This is a genomic window from Rhizobium sp. RCC_161_2 (assembly GCF_041355235.1).
In the GTDB taxonomy this organism is placed as follows: Bacteria; Pseudomonadota; Alphaproteobacteria; order Rhizobiales; family Rhizobiaceae; genus Rhizobium.
Map to the genome: position 1 here is coordinate 29,407 of NZ_JBFUPL010000009.1, position 18,898 is coordinate 48,304.

An 18,898-nucleotide genomic window follows, 5' to 3' on the forward strand; every position below is an offset into this window, starting at 1 on the left:
ATGGCGCAGGATATTAACGAGAAGACCCGCATTCGGCCGAAGGTCGCCGTGCTCGGTGCAGGCACGATGGGTGCCGGCATCGCCGGCGTATTTGCAGCACAAGGCTATCCCGTCGCTGTCTATTCCCGCAGCGCGGAGACGCTCGACAAGGCTCGCAGCCGGATCGTCGCCATCTCCGGCGAAGCGGCGGTGGAATACACGACCTCGATCGAGGACTGCGTTTCCGGCGCCGGCATCGTCAGCGAAAACCTGGCGGAAGACGTCACGCTGAAGCAGCGCATCTTCGGCGAGATCGAGGCGATGGCGCCGGTCGATTGCCTTTTGACGACGAATACCTCCAGCGTTCCGATCACCCTGATCGCGGCGGGGCTTGCCCGGCCGGAGCGTATCGTCGGCATTCACTGGTTCAATCCGCCGGCGGTCATGCCGCTTGTCGAGATCGTGCGCGGCGAGAAAACCTCGGATGAGGTCGTTCAGCGCGCCCGCGTGCTCTGCGCCGATATCGGCAAGGAAGTGATCGAGGTGAAGACCGATATAGCGGGCTTCGTCGTCAACCGGCTGCAATATGCGATCCTGCGAGAAGCACTCCACCTCGTCGAAGTGGGCGCCGCCTCCATTGAGGATGTCGACCGGGCGGTCGAAACGACGCTGGCGCCTCGGTGGTCTGCGGCAGGACCACTGCGGCTGATGGATCTGGCCGGCCTCGACACGGTCGAGAAAGTGTCGCGTATATTGATGCCGGCGCTCGACCGCAGCGAAGGCATACCCCCTCTGGTAAGCCGGCTGTGCGAGGAGGGCGCTTTCGGAACGAAGAGCGGCCGCGGCTTTTACGACTGGACGGCGGAAGAGATCGCGGCCGCGATCGCGCGCCGCGACGACACCGTCCGCCTGCTGACGGAAAGGCGCAAGCCATGACATCTTCCCTCGTCAAAACCGAGAAGCAAGACGGCTTCGCGCGCGTCATCCTTGACCGTCCGGCCAAGCGAAACGCGCTCAATATCGAGATGCTGACCGGGCTTGTTGATGCACTGCGCGACTGCCAGGCGGATCCAGCCGTGCGGGCGATCGTCATCAGCGGCAGCGAGCGCGGTTTTGCCGCCGGCGCCGATATCGGATCGCTTGCCGCCGCCAGTCCCATCGAGCTTTATACCAGCGGCTTCAGCGAGAAATGGGACGAGGTGGCGGCCATGACCAAGCCGCTCATCGCCGCCATTTCAAGCTACGCCCTTGGCGGCGGTCTTGAGCTGGCGCTGATCTGCGACATCGTCGTCGCCGATCGCACGGCATTGTTCGGCCTGCCGGAAACCGCGATCGGCACCATACCCGGCGCCGGCGGAACCCAGCGCCTGGTACGCGCCGTCGGCAAGTCTATGGCGATGGAGATGGTTCTGGCGGGGCGCAAGCTCGATGCGGAAGAGGCGAGGGCCTGCGGCCTGATCAGCAGTATCGCCGCCGATGGGGAGACCGTGGACGATCTAGCCTGCGCGATCGCCGAACGGATCGCTAAGGCTGCACCGCTTGCCGTGGCGATGGCCAAGGCCGCGGTGCTCGAAAGCTTCGAAACGCCGCTCTCCGCCGGCATCCGATACGAACGCTCGCTTTCGGCCCTGATCGCGGCAAGCGATGACCGGGCGGAGGGGATGCGTGCCTTCGCCGCGAAGGAACCGCCGCAGTTCAAGGGACGGTGAGAGGGGCGATTTCCACCAACGCCTAAAGCTGGCGCCGAATGCGATGGCATCTCTTCCGGATCGAGTGGGTGAGGCGGTCAAGGATCTTCGTCGGGTCACTACCTCGTTCCATGATCTCTGTTCTGACGCTATCGCAGGCACTGTCAACGAGTGCCGCAAGTTCCTCGATACGCTTGATCGTCGACGCTGGGCTGAGGCCTATCTGTTCGGCAAATGCTTTCCAATCCTTGCCGTGCAGATCCGAAGCGCTGAATTTTCCCCCGATGCCTTGCGGCAGGCTTTGATCGACTTGTTCGTAGGCTGCGGCGCACATCAAGTCGTATAGCGGTGCCAATTTGGCCGATCCGCCCGCGCCTATCAGGATGGAGTAGTTTTTCGCATGCGAATCTGAGTTGCAGATCAGCAGGTTGAAGATGACGGCATCCAGCAGTTTCAGTCGCTCACCCGGCGAGATCAGATCATTGATCGCACCGAACATCTGTCTCATCGTGACGCCCGCGCCGGATGATGAGCGCTCATATTTTTGCAACGGAAAGTGGCCGGTAAGCTGGCAAAGATCTTCCTGATGGACCCGGCGCATGTCGCCTTGCCCATCGGTGAAACGATCATAGCGCTTCACCAGCAAATAGCGACGCTTGCCCGCCTGACCGATCGTCGCCTCGGCGGCGTCCAGGCCGCATGCCCCTGCCAGTGCCAGGCAGAAAGCTTCGTTGTCGACGCTTCCTGTCAGGCGATCCGTGTCCGGCTTGACGATATGGGTCGAGGGGGTGCCGTCGACCGGGATTGAGATCCGGCCATCTTGATCGACAAAGACCGGCAGCTTTTCCTGGACGCCAGCCAGCGACATCGAGACGCCACGCTCACCGACGAGAAATGGCCTGGCTGGAAGTTCATTCAGAATGCGCTCCAGCGCCGTCTCGTCCGGAACCGGTCTGAGATGGACGCCGGGTTTCTTTGGCTCACCGATGGACAGGGCACCGGCGGTGTCGCGGCCGATATGCCCAAGGAGACCGACGATATCCTGGGGGGATACCTTGAGGCGTTGCCCGATTTCCGCAAGATGAAGTTCGGGCAGCAGGTTGGCGAGCCAGGGAAGGAGTTTGTCCGCAGTCACCGGTCCTGATTGCAACGGCATCGTAAGCGAAACTGGAAAAGCGGAGCGGCGTGCTTCCCATGTGGGATCGTAGTCGAGACGCCACTGATCCGTGAACGTCAGGTGCGCAACCGGAAATCTCTCGTAGTAGATTGCTGTCATGTCCCGTCACCAAAGGTCGGCAGGAAGCCGAGTTCGTCGTCTTCCTGTTTCGACCGCTGTGGTGATGCGGATTTGAGATCTGCGAGCTCGCAGCCCACGGCACGAGCAACGATGAGTGCCTTTTCAAGCTGGCAGCTTGGTTTGCCTGCTTCCAGCTCGACAATGAAACGCTCACCCGTCCCAGACCGGGTCGCGAGTTCGGCCTGCGTCCAGCCGAGTGCTTTCCGCTTGTTTTTGATCAGGGTTCCAAAGTCGCGCGCCGAGCGGATCATTCTTCTCTCCTGTTTCTCTTACCGTACAGGAAGATTTTCATGCTAACAAGGGATATCTTACCGATCGGGAAGTATATCGCGTGGAGATCAAGACACTTCCCGATCGGTAAGTTATTTCATGGAGAGAAAGGCGTTGATAGCGATGATTTCAACGGCTCTTGAGATCACATCGTCGCGCCGAGCTGCCAGGGTACGAACTCGTTGCGGCCATAGCCGAGCAGTTCGGATTTCGAGCGCTTGCCGGAGGCAGTTTCCAGGATGGACTGGAAGATCTCGCGCCCCTTTTCCTCGATTGACACGCCGTCGATGATATCGCCGCAATTGATGTCCATGTCCTCTTCCATCCGTGTGAACAGATCGGAATTGGTGGCGAGCTTGAGGGACGGTGTCGGCTTGCAGCCGTAGGCAGATCCCCGGCCGGTGGTGAAGCAGAGCACGTTGGCGCCGCCTGCCACCTGGCCGGTCGCCGCGACCGGATCGTAGCCCGGCGTATCCATGTAGACGAAGCCCTTGCGGTCGATGCGTTCGGCATAGCGATAGACACCGCGCAGAGTGGAACTGCCGCCCTTGGCGACGGCGCCGAGGGATTTCTCCAGGATGGTGGTCAGACCCCCGGCCTTGTTGCCGGGCGAGGGGTTGTTGTTCAATTCGCCGCCTGTTTTCGCGGCGTAATCCCGCCACCAGTCGATCAGGTCGACGATCTTCTGTCCGACCTCGGGGCTTTCCGCCCGCCGGGTGAGGAGGTGTTCCGCGCCATAGATCTCCGGCGTTTCCGACAGGATTGCGGTGCCGCCATGGCGCACGAGAATATCGACAGCTGCTCCCAGCGCCGGATTGGCGGTCAGCCCGGAATAGCCGTCCGAGCCGCCGCATTGCAGCGCCAGCATCAGCTCCGAGGCTGGAACAGTTTCGCGCAACGACCTATTGGCAAATGGCAGCATCTCGCGGATTTTCTCGACACCCATCATCACTGATTTGCGGGTGCCGCCGACCTCCTGGATCGTCAGGCTCTGGAAATGCTCGCCCTCGGCAATGCCGTAGGTTTTCTTCAGGCGGGGGATCTGAAACACCTCACAGCCAAGCCCGATCAAGAGAATGGCGGAGAAATTGGGATGGCTTGCGTAGCCCCATTGGGTCCTTGCCAGCAGATCATATTCCTCGCCCTTGCTGCCCATGCCGCAGCCCGTTCCATGGGTGAAGGGAACGACGCCATCGACATTGGGATAATCGGCAAGGATACCGGAGCGCATGATTTCGTCGGCGATGAAGTCGACGACGGTGGCGGAACAGTTCACGGAGCTGAGGATGCCGATATAATTTCGCGTGCCGACGCGGCCGTCGGCGCGCCGGAAGCCCTCGAACGTCGCGGGACTTTCTCCGGGCAGAAGCCCGCTATCGGGCTTCGCCTCAGAGGCAAAGGCATAATCGCGCTCGAAATCATGGATCGCGACATTGTGTTCATGCACCCAGTCGCCGGGCTGGATATCGCTGCTCGCAAAACCGATGATCTGTCCGAATTTGCGGATCGGCTCGCCGGTCCGGATTGGCTGAACGGCGACCTTGTGGCCGCGCGGAACGGCTGCCGCGACTGTGATGCCGCCATCGATTACCTTGCCGCGTGACAGGCTTTCGATGGTGATGACGACATTGTCGGCCTCATGGAGACGAAGCGTGCGCGGCGCGGCCATGCGATCACACCTCCAGAATGGCTTTAATGACGCCGGCTTCGGGGCGCAGCCATTCGGTGAAGAGCCCGGGAGCGTCGGACAGCGCGCCGCGATGGGTGTTGAGAGTGGCCGTCGGCACGCGCCCGGCCTCCATCTGCTTCACCACTTCGGCGAAATCATCCGGCTGAGCGTTGCGGCTGGCAAAGAGTGTGGTCTCGCGCTTGTGGAATTCCGGATCGGAGAAGGTGATGTCCTGGCGCACGACGCTGACAAGGACGTATCGTCCGGCATGGGCCACGAAGCCGAAGCCGCGCTGCATTGCGCCGGCATTGCCGGTGGCGTCGATGACGACATCGAAGAAATCCCCATCCGTCAGGCGCTTGGCCTCCGCTTCAGCATCTTCGTTGGCGAGAAGGGTCCTGTCGGCGCCGAGCGCGCTGGTCGTAAAGGCAAGGCGGTCCTCGCGCATGTCCATGACGGTCACATCCGCACCCCGCGCCTTGGCGAAGATGATCGCCGACATGCCGATTGGTCCTGAGCCGACGACGAGAACGCGATCGGAAGCCTGGATGTTGCCGCGCTTGACGCCATGGGCGCCGATCGCCAGGAATTCGATCATCGCGGCTTCGTCGAGCGAGGCCTTGCCGGCCGAGATGACGTTCTGTTCGGGAACGCACAGATATTCGGACATGCCGCCGTCCTTGTGCACGCCGAGCACGGCGATGTTCTGGCAGGCATTGGTCACGCCGCGACGGCAGGCAACGCATTTTCCGCAGGAGAGGTAAGGGACGATATAGACATTGTCGCCCTTCTTGAGCCGCGCCGATCCATGGGCGTCCTCGACGATGCCTGAGAGTTCATGGCCCATGACACGCGGATATTCGAGGAAGGGGTGCTTGCCCTGAAAGATATGAAAATCGGTGCCGCATATGCCGACGCGCTTGATGCGAACCAGCACCTCGCCATCCGCGGGAACGGGAATATCCCGTTCGATCAGAGATAGCCGGCCCGGCTCGTTGCAGATCAATGCTTTCATCGTTCACTCCTTGTCCGCAGGGGCCAGCCCGCTCGAACCGCTTCTTGGGATTGCAGGGAGCGCCGACAATGCGGCGCTCCGGTGTTTGTTTTACGTCTTCGGCATTTCGGCCGGAAGCGCCACGCCATTATACTTCTGATAGATCTCGTTGAGCTTGCCGTTTGCAAGGTTCTTGGCGATCCATTCGTTCAGCGTTGCCTTCAGCGCGTCGTCGCCCTTGCGCAGCCCGATGGCGTAAGGATTGGTCTTCAGCACCAGCTTGACCTCGAGCGGATCGCTCGTCCGGCGCTGGTTGACGGCGGCCATGATCTGCGGCGAGGACGCCATGATGTTGACCTGGCCGGAAACCAGCGCGGTGATCAGCGTCGCGTCGTCGTCATAGCGCACCATTTCGGCGCCTTGCGCCTCCGTTGTCGCGACCTTGTCGTTGGTCGAGCCGCGGGTCGTGCCGAGGCGCTGGCCGACGACATCCTGCAAGGTCTTGATGTTTGCGCTCTTCGGCGCGGCGATGACGATCTGGATGACGCCATAGGCATCGGTGAAATCGATGACCTTCTTGCGTTCCTCATTGACGCTGAAGGACGCCATGACGATGTCGGCCTTGCTGGTCAGCAGGAAGGGCACGCGGTTCGGGCTGGTGACGGGCACGATTTCCAGCGGATAGCCGAGATCGGCGGCCAGCAGCTTGGCGGTCTCGACGTCGGAGCCGGTCGGCTGCATCGCCGCATCGCTCATGCCGAATGGCGGTGAGCCGAGATCGACAGCGATCAGCAGCTTCTTCCGCGTCTTGATGGTCTCCAGCGTGTCGGCCAGAGCCTGGCGCGCGTTGACGCCCAGGAATGTTGTGCCGGCCAATGCGCCGGTTATGCCTGCCAGAAAACTTCTACGTTTCATGTTCTCCATCCCTTTGTCCTTCCAACAAAATCTCTTCCCGTTTCGGCCTCAGAGGCCGCTGCCCACGAATTCGCGCAATTCGGTCGTCTGCGGATTGTCCAGCATCGCGCCCGGTCCGGTTTCCCAGACCTGGCCCTGATGCATGTAGACAACCTTCGATGCCACCTTGCGGGCAAAAGCCATCTCATGCGTGACGAGGATCATCGTCATGCCGCCGCGGGCGAGATCCTCCATGACCTTCAGCACCTCGCCGGTCAGCTGCGGGTCGAGCGCCGACGTCACTTCGTCGAAGAGCATCAGCTTCGGCTTCATCGCCAGGGAGCGGGCAATCGCCACGCGCTGTTGCTGGCCGCCGGAAAGCTGCTCCGGAAAATGCTCTGCCTTGGCTTCGAGGCCGACGCGGCTCAGCACTTCGCGCGCCAGATCGCGGGCGGCGGCCTTGCCGAGCTTCTTCACGCAGGTCGGAGCGAGCATGATGTTCTGCTCGGCCGTCAGGTGAGGAAAGAGGTTGTAGCTCTGGAAGACAATGCCGACGTCGCGGCGCAGCGCGCTCTTGTCGAGCTTGGGGTCATGGACCGCGTGGTCGCAGACCTCGATCGTGCCGCTCTCGATGGTCTCGAGCGCATTGATGCAACGCAGCGCCGTCGACTTGCCTGAACCGGATTGGCCGATGACGGCGGCAACCTCGCCGCGGCCGACCTCGAACGATACGCCATTGAGAACCTTGACGGCGCCGAAGGCCTTGTGGACGTTGGTGACTTTAACGATTGGCGACATTGAGCTTCCTCTCGAGGTTGCGGCTCCACAGAGAGAGCGGAAAGCACATGGCGAAGTAAAATACTGCCACCACGATGAAGACGGTGAAGGGTTCGAAGATCGAATTGTTGATGAGCTTGCCGGCCTGCGACAGCTCGACAAAACCGACGACCGAGGCGAGCGAGGTGTTCTTGACGATCTGCACCAGGAAGCCGACGGTCGGCGGCGTGGCGATGCGCAGTGCTTGCGGCAGGATGACCTTGACCATGCGCTGCCAGCGCGACAGGGCCAGGCACTCCGCCGCTTCCCACTGGGTCTTCGGCACGGATTCGATGCAGCCGCGCCAAATCTCTCCGAGGAAGCCGGAGGAATAGATGATGAGGCCGGCCGCCGCGGCGATGATCGCCGGAACCTGATCGAAGCCGAGAATGGCGATGCCGAAATAGATGAGGAACAGCAGCACCAGCAGCGGAGTGCCCTGAACGATCTGGATGTAGGCCGCTGCAATCGTCCGCAATAGGCCCGAGCTGCTGACGCGCGCCAGTGCGACCAGAAAGCCGAGAAGCCCGCCGCCGAGGAAGGCGATCACCGAAAGGCCCGCCGTCCACATCGCCGCCCAACCCAGAAACTCCAGATGAACCAAGCCGAATGTTGTCATGGCCGCGTCCTTTACAGAGCCGTGCCGAGCTTGCGCCGGCGAACAAAGAGACCGAGGCCCAGCAGCCAGAGGGCGATGCGGACGATGAAGGACAGGAGGAGATAGAGGACGCCGACGACGATGTAGGTCTCGAAGCTGCGGAACGTATCCGACTGGATGCGGTTGGCGACAGCGGTCAGTTCCTCGGCCGAAATCTGCGAGGTGATCGAGGAGGCCAGCATCAGCAGCACATACTGGCTGGTCAGCGCCGGATAGACGCGCTCGATGGCGGGCCGGATGATCACATGCCAATAGGTCTGCTTGCGCGACAGCCCAAGACATTCCGCCGCTTCGAGCTGCGCCTTGTGGATGGATTGCAGGCCGGCGCGGACGATCTCGCAGGTATAGGCGCCGACGTTGACGACCAAGGCTACGACGGCAGCCATGTTCGCCGAGACGTGGACGCCGAGGGTAGCGATACCGAAATAGACCAGAAACACCTGCACCAGCAGCGGCGTGTTGCGGATGACCTCGACATAGGTGGCAATGATGCCGCGAAGCCAGGGGCCGCCGTCGGCCCGGCCGATGGCGCAGAGCGTGCCGAGGACGAAGCCTATAACCGTGGAGATGACGGAGAGCTGAAGTGTCAGCCAGACGCCGTGCGCGAACTCCTTCCAGTAGGGCAGGAGGGAGGCAAAATCGAACTGGTAGCTCATGCTGCCCCTCCGGATGCTGGATAACGTGATGCTATCGCCCGCAGGATCGGAGCCTCGTATTGCTCGGGCGTCGCTCCGACCCAGTCGAGAAAGGCGGCGATGCGGCGCTCGACCTTCTGGGTGTGATGCTGCGCGATATCGGCAATGCGGTGATTGAGGAATGGGTTGAGGAAGCGATCGAGCGTGGTCGCGACATAGGTCCGGGCTTCTTCACCCATGCCTTTCGAGGCGAAGCCAGGGACGACCTCGTTCTCATAGAGGGCTTCCAGCCGCATCCGTATGCGCGGATCGGCGAGGATTCCGCCGACTGTTTGATCGTCCGCATGGCCTTCGGTCTGCCAAATCTCGGCGAGATAGGTGTGCCCGAGGTTGAGGATATGCAGCTTCAGGCGCTCGTAGGGTTCGAGGTCATCGGTCAGCACGATCTGCTCGTGCGTGCAGGGCAGGCGGACGCCCGGCGCGCGTTTGATCGCCCAGAGGGCATAGGGTTCCGCAACGGCGCCGATCGGCTCGATGGGTTCGGACACGATCCTGTCGACCAGCGTATCGGCGAAGGCGACATCGCGGTCGAGCCATTCGAAGAAGTCTGCCGGCAGACCGTTTCGCCGCGCGCTTTCGACGACGACCTGTTTCAGGGCCTGGCCGTTGCTCGTCACCAGTTCGCAGGGCAGCACCACCAGGGGACGCCTCGATGCCTGCCAGCGACGACAGAGAAGCTCTGCCAGTTTTGCCGGGAATGAGTGTGGAGGGCGGTCGCCGGAGGAGAACTCATCGCCATCTGGATCGGTCCGATAGCCGGTATCGCCGGTGTTGGAGACGACGAAATCCGCCTCCTCGACGAAAAGCCTAGTGATCTCGGCCCAGTCGCTTGCCGCCGACAGGCCGCGGTCGACACTCTTCACCCGCACCGTGCGATCGATCACCTTGCCGTCCGACATGCCGCGAATGACGACGGGATAGCCCTCGGGCTGACCGAATGCCGCGACGCGGCCGCTTCGGCTGCCTGATCCGGAGACCTGAACGACGGTGATGGGGCCGACTGTCTGGCCGGCTTCCGCCGCTTCGTGGAGGAAGAATGCCACATGTGCCTGCAGGAAGCGGCTCGTCCCGAATTGGATGATGCGGCCGCTCACGCGTCTATCTTCCCGAAGGATGCGCGGTCCAGAGATGTGTTTGCAAGATGAATTCCAGACAAGCTTCGATCCTCCCTCCGACTGTCTTTTGCATATATAAAACAGTCTGGAATTTTTGTGTCAACTGTTTTTTATATAAATAATCCGGCCTATATGGTACGGAATGGTAGCAGCAGGGGATGGTTTGGAATGAAGGGGAATACAGTCTACAAGGGCGCGTACAACCGCTGCCTGTCCTATCTCGGCGATGTCGAAGTCGATCAGAAGCTGCCGTCGAATTCGGAATTGGCGTCGAAACTGGGGGTCAGCCGCACGACGGTGCGCTCGGTCCTGTCCTCACTGATGGATGCCGGAATACTGCGCTTCGACGATGCCATCTACTCTTTGCAGCGGCGGCCCGAGCCCGGCGACTACTTCCCCGAAACACAGACGATGTCCGCCGCCGCCGCCGTCGAGCGCCGGTTCATGGAATGGATTCTGCAGGGGGATTTTCGCGCCGGACAGCTGCTCAACAGCGCGGAACTTGCGCGGCAGTTCGGTACCTCGACCACCACCATCCGCGAATATCTCACGCGTTTTCAGCACTTTGGGCTGATAGAGCGGCGCCCCAACAGCGCCTGGGTATTTCTCGGCGTCACCCCGAATTTTGCCGCGGAAATATATGAAGTCCGCGAAATGTTCGAGCTGCGCTCGGCCAGGCATCTGCTCAAATTGCCGGATAGCGACCCCTGCTGGAGAGAGCTGCAGGCGATCGAGGCGGAGCATCTCGAGCTGCTGGCGGACATTGATCGGCGCTATCGCGAATTCCCGGCGCTGGACGAGCGCCTGCATCGTTGCGTGCACGATGCCTCGAAAAACAGATACATCATCGAGTTCTACAATGTCGTTTCGGCCTTCTTCCACTACACCTATCAGTGGAATATCGATGACGAGAAACAGCGCAATGTCAGGGCGCTTACCCAGCATCTCGATTATATAGCGGCCCTTCGTAGCCGGGATCCTTCGGCGGTGGAAGCACACTTGCTGGCCCATCTGGGCAGTGCCCGCGCAACGCTGCTGCGCTCCATCCAGATGGGGCCGTTCAAGGTTCAGTCCTAGGGCACCTGCACGCCTGTCGCGACGGTGTGAACGCAATAGAGGGATTTGGTGGCGGTGATGAACAGCTGGTTGCGGCGCGGCCCGCCGAAAGTGAGGTTGGAGACGGTCTGCGGCACCTTGATCTTCCCGAGCAATGTTCCGTCGGGCGCGAAGCAATGCACGCCGTCGCCGGCGCTGGTCCAGACATTGCCGGCGACATCGACGCGGAAGCCGTCCGGAAGCCCAGCGTCGATGTCGCAGAATACCCGGCTATTGGCGAGTGTCCGGCCGCCGATCACGTCGAAGACGCGGATGTGACGTGGCGCGTTGATATCATGGCTCGATGCTGAATCGGCGATATAGAGCTTGGTTTCGTCCGGCGAGAAGGCCAGGCCATTCGGTTGGCCGAAATCGTCGACCACGATCTCCATTTCGCCGGTTTCTGGATCGAGCCGGTAGACGTTACGCGTCGCCTGCTCGGGCTCGGCCTTATAGCCTTCATAGTCGGACAGGATGCCGTAGGTCGGATCGGTGAACCAGACCGACCCGTCGGAGCGGACGATGACGTCGTTGGGCGAATTCAGCCGTTTGCCCTGAAAGCTGTCGGCGAGAACGGTGATCGATCCATCGATCTCGGTGCGGGTGACGCGCCGCGCGCCATGCTCGCAGGAAACAAGCCGCCCCTGGCGGTCACGCGTATTGCCGTTGGTGAAGTTCGAGGGCGCACGAAAGGTTGATACGCCGCCATCCGGCACCCAGCGCAGCATACGCTGGTTCGGGATGTCGCTCCAGATCAGGCATCCGCCGTCGGCAAACCACACCGGGCCTTCCGCCCAGCGGCAACCGGAATAGAGCTCGTCCAGAGCGGCGCTCTTGACGACGAGATAACGAAACCGGGGATCGTGTATTTCGTAGAGGGGGTGCTCGTTCTTGGCCATTGCGGTGTTTCCTGTGATGCCTGCTTGGATGTCGAAAAGAGTCTCAGCGCCCGCCGAGCGGGCGGCCGCCGGCCACGAGGATGACGGCGATGATGATGAAGCCGGTGAGGATGAGCCGCGAACCCGCGCCGAAGCCGTAGGTGTTCAGCATCGACACGACGAGAAACATGAAGAGTGATGCGCCCCAGATGCCTGGCACGTTCGAATCCCCGCCCGCCACCGCCGTTCCGCCGATGATGACGACGGCAATCGACATCAGTAGATATTCCGAGCCCATGTTGAGGGCGGCGCCGCCGGAGAAGCTGGCGAGGAGATAGCCGCAGATCGAGGCGAGGACGGCGCAGAGGATATAGGTCGCGAGCCGCGTGCCATCGACGGGAATGCCGGCCATGCGGGCCGCGAACATGCTCTGGCCGATGGCCGATATCCAGCGGCCATAGATGGTCTTTTCCAGCAGTATCCAGGCAAGCACGGAGAGCAGGAAGGCGACGATGGCAATATTCGGGATGCCGACGAGGCTTGACACGGTGAAGTCCGCCAGCTGCTCCGGCGGCTTGATGCGCAGGCCGCGGTTGCTCCAGATCGCGGTGGATTGCACGATGAAGCTCATCGACAGCGTCGCGATGATCGGCGGGATGCGCAGAAGCTTGATCAGGGCATAGTTGCCGATGCCGATAGCGAGGCCGATCAGGATGGAAATCAGAAGGCCGGGCACGATCATGCCGTCCTCGACATTCATCAGCTTCAGCGCCACGGTTCCGGCGAGCGTCATTGTTGCCGGAACGGAGAGATCGATATTGCCTGGCCCAAGCGTGATGACGAACATCTGACCGATGCCGACGATGACGGAAAAGGCCGCGAAGGTGAGTGCTGCCTGCGACAGGCCGAGAGAGCTGGCACCGCCGGTGAACAGGACGGTGAGAACCCACACGACGAGCGTCGCGGCAAAGGACCAGATCCAGGGTTTCCGATGGAGCGCGCGAAGGGCGTTCATGCGCGGTTCCCCCGCTTTTCGAGACGGTTGAGGAAGAGACGCAGGGCAAGCACGACGATGAGAATGGCGCCCTGTGCGCCGATCTGCCAATCTGGCGAAATCCGAAGGAAAGACAGGAAGGATCCGGCCAGTGTCAGCGTCAGCGCGCCGATGACGGCGCCGATCGGCGAGATGCGGCCGCCGGTGAATTCGCCGCCGCCGAGGATGACGCCGGCGATCGACAGCAGCGTGTAGCGCAGCGCGATGTTGGCGTCCGCCGAAGTGGTGAGGCCGACAAGAGCAATGCCTGAGAGCACGGCAAACAGACCGGCCAGCCCATAGGCTGCGGCACGAAGGAGGAGGATCGACCATCCGGCGCGCTGCACCGAGCGCTGGTTACCGCCGACGCCGCGGATCAGTACGCCGAAAGCGGAGCGCATGACGACGAAATGCGCGACAAGGGCGATGACGACGCTGGCGACGATCGCCATGGGAACGAGCGGCGGTTTCGAGGTCATCAGCCAGCGTGCCCAGGCGGGCGCTTCGCCGCCAGGCGCCGGCAGGAGCAGGACGGCAAGACCACCCCAGACGAAGCTCATGCCGAGCGTCACCACGATCGACGGCAGATCCCTGACATAGATGACGACGCCGATGACGGCATAGGCGGCGATGGCTGCCGCGAGGATCAGAATGCCGAGCAGCGGAGAAGATTGCAGATAGGTCGCCGCCACACAGGCGGCGAAGCTGACGAAGGTCCCCATCGACAGATCGAGGTCGTTGACGGACATGATCATCATCTGGGCAATGGTCGCGAGCGCAATCGGCACGGCCAGATTGAACAGGAGATTGAGCCCGATATAGCTCATGGCGCGCGGCTGCAGATAGAAAACCGCGACCAGCAGGACGACGAGCGAGAGCGCCGGGACGAGCAGCCGCACCATGCTGGGCGAAATGCGGATCATGCGTCTTCTCCAGAGAATGAGGCTGCCAGCACATTTTCCTCCGTAATGGCATCGCCTGTGAGTTCCGAAACGATGGCGCCGCTGCGAAACACATAGACGCGGTCGCAAAGCCGGATTTCATCCATCTCGGTCGAGTACCAGATGAATGTCCGGCCGCCGGCCGCTTCGTGATTGAGGATGCTATAGACCTCCTGCTTGGTGCCGATATCGACGCCGCGCATCGGATCGTCCATCAGCACCAGCGACGACGTCGTCGCCAGGGCGCGGGCAAAGAGAACCTTCTGCTGGTTGCCGCCCGAGAGCGACAGGATGCCGTTTGTCATGTCGGGTGTGCGGATTTCGATCCGTTTCTTCCAGTCGCCCCCGAGCCTGTCTTCGCGAGCTCTGTTGACCAGGAACTTCTCCGATAGATCGGAAAGTGAGGCGATGCTGAGGTTTTTCAGGATGCTCCAGAGGGGAAAGGTCCCGTTCAGGCTGCGATCGCCGGCAACGAAGGCGATGCGCCCTTGCCGTCCCGGCAGCCAGTCGCTGCTGAGCGCGCGGTAGAGTTCGAGCAGCATGTCGGTCTGGCCATGCCCGCCGAGACCGGCAAGGCCGATCACTTCGCCCTTGTAGGCTGTGAACGGAAGACCTTTGCCGCCTCTGGCAGGCAGGGAAAGGATGGGCGATGTGTCGGCGGCTCTATTCTTGTTGCGGTCGAAATCATGGTCCTTGACCACGCTGCCCATCGCCTGGACGAGGCTGTGGGTCGAAAATTCCTTTGCCGGGCGATTGGCAACGACCTTGCCGTCCTTCATGACGACGATGCGGTCGGAGGTCGACAGGATCTCGCCGAGAATATGCGATATCAGCAGCACGGCACCGCCCGCATCGACATATTTGCGCACATACGCCATGAGCTGCGCCGCAAGCCCCGCATCGAGCGACGATGTCGGCTCGTCGAGGATGACGAGCTTAGGCTGGTGTCCGACCGCGCAGAAGACGATGGCGATCTCGACCATCTGCCGCTCGGCAATCGAGAGTTCGCCGACGGTTTGCATCACGTCGATGCCGTGATTCGCGAAAATCTCGTCAAGCTTGGCGCTGACGATGCCGGCCGCTTGCCTGCGCCAATTCCATCCGCTGAGGTCGCGATGCACGACCCGCATGTTTTCGACAACGGTCAGGTTCGGCGAAAGGGATAGTTCCTGAAAGACGCAGCGGATGCCGTGGCCGCGTGCCGCATTGATGCCGCGTGCGGTCTCATCGCCATTGTAAGCAATGGTGCCCTCGTGAGGGCTGAGGCTTCCGTTGAGGACGTTGACGATCGTCGATTTGCCGGCGCCGTTATGGCCGACCAGCCCGATGCATTCGCCGGCATCGATGATAAGATCGGCACCATTCAGCGCCTTGACGGCGCCGAACTGCACCTTGACGCCGCGCGCGGAGACGACCGGCTTTGTCTGTGCATCCTCGCTCATGGGCTCATTGTCTTTGGCTGCATTCATGGATCGATCCGGCAAGAATTCCTCAGCGACCGGCGCCACTCGGGAATGGCACCGGTCTTGAATTGTGGCACGCCTCGGCTCACTTGGCCGCGGCGATGACCTTCTGGGCGTCTTCCAACGAATATTCGACGTTGGCGACGCCACCCTGCTGGGTATTGGCGAGATTGGTTTCGAGATTGTCCTGATCAATGCGCAGGAACGGGACGACCAGATCCTTCTTGACCTGCTTGCCGTCGAGAATCTGCTGGGCGACCCAGAAGGCAAGCGTCGAGACGCCGGGAGCGATGGAAACCGACATGGTCTCATAGCCGCTTGCGTCCTTTTCCTTCTTCCACCAGGCCAGTTCGTCCTGACGGTTGCCCATGACGATCGTCGGCATCGGGCGCTTTGCCGCGGCAAACGCCTGCGCCGCGCCATAGCCGTCGCCGCCCTGTGTCGCGACTGCCGCGATCTCGGGCAGGCTGGGCAAAACGCCCGCAACGGCACGCTGGGCGACGTCCTGTGCCCAGTCGCCATGCACGGAGCCGACGATCTTGAACTGCGGGTATTTCGCAACGGCATCGTGAATGCCGGCCGAAATCTCGTCATCGACGGAGACGCCGGCAAGGCCGCGGATTTCCAGGATGTTGCCGCCCTTGGGAAGCTTCTTGGCCAGATACTCGATCTCGCTTGCGCCCATGCCCTTGAAGTCGACGGCAATGCGCCAGGCGCAGGGTTCGGTGACGATGCCGTCGAAGGATACGACGGTGATGCCGGCATCGCAGGCTTCCTTGACGGCGCCGTTGAGAGCCGTTGGTGATGCCGCGTCGATGACGATGGCGTCATAGCCCTGCAGGATCATGTTCTGGATTTGCGCCGCCTGTTCGGTCGCCTGGTTTTCCGCCGTCGTGAATGGATCGGCTGCGGCAACCACGCCGGCTTTCACGGCTTCGCCCGTCACCTTCTGCCAGCTTGTCAGCATGGCCTGACGCCAGGAATTGCCGGCGTAATTGTTGGACAGGGCAATTTTCTTGGATGACGTGTCTGCAAGTGCGGCAAACGGCGTCGCAACGGCTGCGATCACGACGGATGCCAGAAGTGTCTTGGCGATGTTCATGTTTTTCCTCCCAAAAAGACCTAAATCTCACTCCCAGGCCATGATTTTCGAACGCGCTCCTCAACGATGTTCGAAAATAGTATTTGCGCTGAAGGTTCCCCTGTCAGTAAGAATAGGATGTCCGAGATTCTTTCGGTTGTACAGGCGCTTAACGGGACGGATGTTGCGGGATTCCGCATAAAAATTGCGCCTTTCCGCAAGACGAACGATCCTGATCAGCGCTTAATGACCTTCGGATTTCGCGTTCCGCAACTGGCCTGGGGAGAGGTCGGCGCGTTGCCTGGGAGGGCCGCCTTGCACACGTTAGAGCCTCGGTCGGTGTTCGACCATTACCTTAGCATTTCCAGGCTTTTGGCCGGGCAGCTCGATTTTCATTCGGTCATCCGCTCTGTCGCTGCCGAGATCAGCCATGTCATTCCCTACGACCATTTCGATGTCTGCATCATCATGGTGGATGAGAAATATCACATCGCCTATGAGAGCGGCCTTGAGACCGATTGGGGCAAGCGCCACCCGGCTCCGGTCAGCGACAGTCCCATCCGTACGCTCCTCTGGGGCGAGGTCGACCATCTGTTGACCGACGACGCCTGTAGTGATCCTAGGTTCCATTTCGAAGGTGCCTTCTCGCATCCGATCATCAGCCAGTCGCTGAAGGCGCGCCTGCATGTGCCGCTGAAAGTCCAAGGCGCCGTGATCGGGGCCTTGAGCTGCTCCAGTCACCAGACCGGATTCTACGGGACGCAGGACGTGGTGAATGCGCGCGCCATCGCGGATCTGCTGGCGCCGCATTTCTTCGCGATCCGGGCCGCCGAACAGGCGAAGCGATCGGCCATCGTAGAGGCCGAGGCGCGGGCTAGGGAAGAGGGCTTGCGGTTGGGGGCACTGAAGCTGACTGAGGCTCTGGAGGCCGAGCGCCAGCGCATCGGCATGGACCTGCACGACCAGACCCTCGCCGATCTCACGCGCCTGTCGCGGCGGATGGAGCGGCTAGCACACACGCCCGATGTCACCGGCGAAGCGCTTGAACCTTTGTTTCGTGGGTTGCAGCAATGCATGCACGACCTGCGCCAGATCATCGAAGAGGCCAAGCCCTCGGTCCTCCAGCTCTTCGGCTTTGCCCAGGCGGTTGAAAATCACCTCGAACGCTCGATCCAGGAAAGCGGCGCGGCTGTCGAGTGGAAACTGACTGACGAGACCAACGGCGCCATCGACTGCCTGGAGCAACCCGTCAGCATCGCACTCTTCCGCATTGCGCAGGAGGCGATCAACAATGCGGTTCGCCATGCGCAGGCGAGCCGCATTCTGGTTCGCTTGGGAGCCACCGGCGGTGCCCTGACCATAGAAATCGACGATGATGGCGTTGGCTTGGCCCAATCCCGCAAGCCATCGGGAGGTGGCATCGAGAATATGAAAACCCGGGCGCGGCTGATTTCAGCGCGGTTCGCCGCGAGACCCGCAGGCCCCAAGGGCGGAACTTGCGTGAGTGTCACGTTGGCCGGCCGTCCTCTCGTGGCGGGAGGTGCGGCATGAAGGTGCTGATCATCGAGGACGATCCGCTTCATCGCTCCTATCTCAACGAAGCCGTCCGCGCCGCTCTACCTGAATGCGAAACCGTGCTGGAGGCGGAAAACGGCAATGCCGGCGAGCGGCTAGCGCGCGATTTCAGATCGGCGCATGTCGTCATGGACTTGCAGATGAGCCCGCGCAACGGCATCGAGGCGGCGCGGACCATTTGGAAAGAGCGGCCCGAGACACGCATCCTGTTCTGGTCGAACTATTCCGACGAGGCCTATGTTCGCGGCGTGTCGCGTATCGTGCCGCAGGGTGCGGTCTATGGTTATGTGCTGAAGTCAGCCTCTGACGATCGTCTGCGGCTGGCGTTGCGCAGCATCTTCATCGAGAGCCAATGCGTCATCGACCGCGAAGTGCGCGGCATGCAGCAGAAGAGCCTTGGAAACGCCAGTGCCTTCACTGACGCCGAATATGAGATCTTGGTCGATATCGCGCTTGGCATGACCGATCGTGCCATTGCGCAGCGGCGAAATCTGTCGGTGCGCAGTGTGCAGAACCGGCTACAACAGCTCTATGAGAAGCTCGATGTCTACCAGTCCATCGGCGGCGAGGCAGACGGTGGACGGTTTAATCTGCGTGCGCGGGCCGTGGCCGTGGCTTTCCTGCGCAAATTGCTGAACCATAGCGCTCTTGAGCGCGCCGAGGCCGATCTAGCCCATTGGCTTGGTCGGCAAAGAGCCTCGATGCATCCGGAGGGTGGCCGCTCTCCCCGGAATGGGTGAGGATGCGCGGTTACGGA

The 18,898-nt window shown here is 61.5% G+C and carries 19 protein-coding genes; 5 read left to right on the plus strand and 14 right to left on the minus strand.

The window, feature by feature from the left end:
- Positions 1-915: a 3-hydroxyacyl-CoA dehydrogenase family protein gene (locus AB6803_RS21980; RefSeq protein ID WP_371110883.1), complete on the plus strand. Its 915-nt coding sequence runs from the start codon at positions 1-3 to the stop codon at positions 913-915.
- The gene (locus tag AB6803_RS21985; RefSeq protein ID WP_371110884.1) at positions 912-1,688 is read left to right on the plus strand and encodes an enoyl-CoA hydratase-related protein; all 777 of its coding nucleotides are present in this window, start codon (positions 912-914) and stop codon (positions 1,686-1,688) included. Before AB6803_RS21980 ends, AB6803_RS21985 begins: the two co-directional genes overlap by 4 nt.
- A gap of 22 nt (positions 1,689-1,710) precedes the next feature.
- Here the strand turns inward: AB6803_RS21985 and AB6803_RS21990 are convergent, their stop codons facing one another.
- The 9 genes from AB6803_RS21990 to AB6803_RS22030 form a co-directional block, all read right to left on the minus strand.
- Complete coding sequence (locus AB6803_RS21990) at positions 1,711-2,943, minus strand: type II toxin-antitoxin system HipA family toxin (RefSeq protein WP_371110885.1); 1,233 nt, start codon at positions 2,941-2,943, stop codon at positions 1,711-1,713.
- Positions 2,940-3,215, minus strand: coding sequence for a helix-turn-helix transcriptional regulator (locus AB6803_RS21995; protein ID WP_371110886.1), 276 nt, complete (start codon positions 3,213-3,215; stop codon positions 2,940-2,942). Before AB6803_RS21995 ends, AB6803_RS21990 begins: the two co-directional genes overlap by 4 nt.
- Before the next feature lie 164 nt (positions 3,216-3,379).
- Positions 3,380-4,903 carry a UxaA family hydrolase gene (locus AB6803_RS22000; protein WP_371110887.1) on the minus strand — a complete coding sequence of 508 codons (1,524 nt, stop codon included), beginning with the start codon at positions 4,901-4,903 and terminating at the stop codon, positions 3,380-3,382.
- Between the two features lie 4 nt (positions 4,904-4,907).
- Positions 4,908-5,918 (minus strand): zinc-binding alcohol dehydrogenase family protein, encoded by a 1,011-nt coding sequence (locus AB6803_RS22005; protein ID WP_371110888.1) that lies wholly within the window; start codon positions 5,916-5,918, stop codon positions 4,908-4,910.
- A 90-nt stretch (positions 5,919-6,008) separates the two neighbouring features.
- On the minus strand, positions 6,009-6,812 hold the full coding sequence (locus tag AB6803_RS22010) for a transporter substrate-binding domain-containing protein (RefSeq protein WP_371110889.1): 804 nt from the start codon (positions 6,810-6,812) through the stop codon (positions 6,009-6,011).
- A gap of 48 nt (positions 6,813-6,860) precedes the next feature.
- On the minus strand, positions 6,861-7,589 hold the full coding sequence (locus AB6803_RS22015) for an amino acid ABC transporter ATP-binding protein (protein WP_371110890.1): 729 nt from the start codon (positions 7,587-7,589) through the stop codon (positions 6,861-6,863).
- Positions 7,573-8,226, minus strand: coding sequence for an amino acid ABC transporter permease (locus AB6803_RS22020; protein WP_371110891.1), 654 nt, complete (start codon positions 8,224-8,226; stop codon positions 7,573-7,575). Before AB6803_RS22020 ends, AB6803_RS22015 begins: the two co-directional genes overlap by 17 nt.
- Before the next feature lie 11 nt (positions 8,227-8,237).
- The gene (locus AB6803_RS22025; protein WP_371110892.1) at positions 8,238-8,921 is read right to left on the minus strand and encodes an amino acid ABC transporter permease; all 684 of its coding nucleotides are present in this window, start codon (positions 8,919-8,921) and stop codon (positions 8,238-8,240) included.
- Positions 8,918-10,054 (minus strand): mannitol dehydrogenase family protein, encoded by a 1,137-nt coding sequence (locus AB6803_RS22030; RefSeq protein ID WP_371110893.1) that lies wholly within the window; start codon positions 10,052-10,054, stop codon positions 8,918-8,920. Before AB6803_RS22030 ends, AB6803_RS22025 begins: the two co-directional genes overlap by 4 nt.
- 189 nt (positions 10,055-10,243) lie before the next feature.
- On the opposite strand from AB6803_RS22030, the gene AB6803_RS22035 reads away from it, so the two are divergent.
- Positions 10,244-11,152, plus strand: coding sequence for a GntR family transcriptional regulator (locus AB6803_RS22035; RefSeq protein WP_371110894.1), 909 nt, complete (start codon positions 10,244-10,246; stop codon positions 11,150-11,152).
- Here AB6803_RS22035 and AB6803_RS22040 read toward each other — a convergent pair.
- The 5 genes from AB6803_RS22040 to AB6803_RS22060 form a co-directional block, all read right to left on the minus strand.
- The gene (locus AB6803_RS22040) at positions 11,149-12,069 is read right to left on the minus strand and encodes an SMP-30/gluconolactonase/LRE family protein (RefSeq protein ID WP_371110895.1); all 921 of its coding nucleotides are present in this window, start codon (positions 12,067-12,069) and stop codon (positions 11,149-11,151) included. The genes AB6803_RS22035 and AB6803_RS22040 overlap by 4 nt on opposite strands.
- A 43-nt stretch (positions 12,070-12,112) precedes the next feature.
- Positions 12,113-13,063 (minus strand): ABC transporter permease, encoded by a 951-nt coding sequence (locus AB6803_RS22045; RefSeq protein ID WP_371110896.1) that lies wholly within the window; start codon positions 13,061-13,063, stop codon positions 12,113-12,115.
- Positions 13,060-14,004, minus strand: coding sequence for an ABC transporter permease (locus AB6803_RS22050; protein ID WP_371110897.1), 945 nt, complete (start codon positions 14,002-14,004; stop codon positions 13,060-13,062). The genes AB6803_RS22045 and AB6803_RS22050 overlap by 4 nt, the downstream gene beginning before the upstream one ends.
- Positions 14,001-15,464, minus strand: a complete 1,464-nt coding sequence (locus AB6803_RS22055; protein WP_371111141.1) for a sugar ABC transporter ATP-binding protein — start codon at positions 15,462-15,464, stop codon at positions 14,001-14,003. Before AB6803_RS22055 ends, AB6803_RS22050 begins: the two co-directional genes overlap by 4 nt.
- 106 nt (positions 15,465-15,570) lie before the next feature.
- On the minus strand, positions 15,571-16,587 hold the full coding sequence (locus tag AB6803_RS22060; RefSeq protein WP_371110898.1) for an ABC transporter substrate-binding protein: 1,017 nt from the start codon (positions 16,585-16,587) through the stop codon (positions 15,571-15,573).
- A gap of 294 nt (positions 16,588-16,881) precedes the next feature.
- On the opposite strand from AB6803_RS22060, the gene AB6803_RS22065 reads away from it, so the two are divergent.
- Together AB6803_RS22065 and AB6803_RS22070 are read left to right on the plus strand one after the other, a co-directional pair.
- Positions 16,882-18,117, plus strand: coding sequence for a GAF domain-containing sensor histidine kinase (locus AB6803_RS22065; RefSeq protein ID WP_371110899.1), 1,236 nt, complete (start codon positions 16,882-16,884; stop codon positions 18,115-18,117).
- Positions 18,114-18,881 carry a response regulator gene (locus AB6803_RS22070; protein WP_371110900.1) on the plus strand — a complete coding sequence of 256 codons (768 nt, stop codon included), beginning with the start codon at positions 18,114-18,116 and terminating at the stop codon, positions 18,879-18,881. Before AB6803_RS22065 ends, AB6803_RS22070 begins: the two co-directional genes overlap by 4 nt.
- Positions 18,882-18,898: the final 17 nt, after the last annotated feature.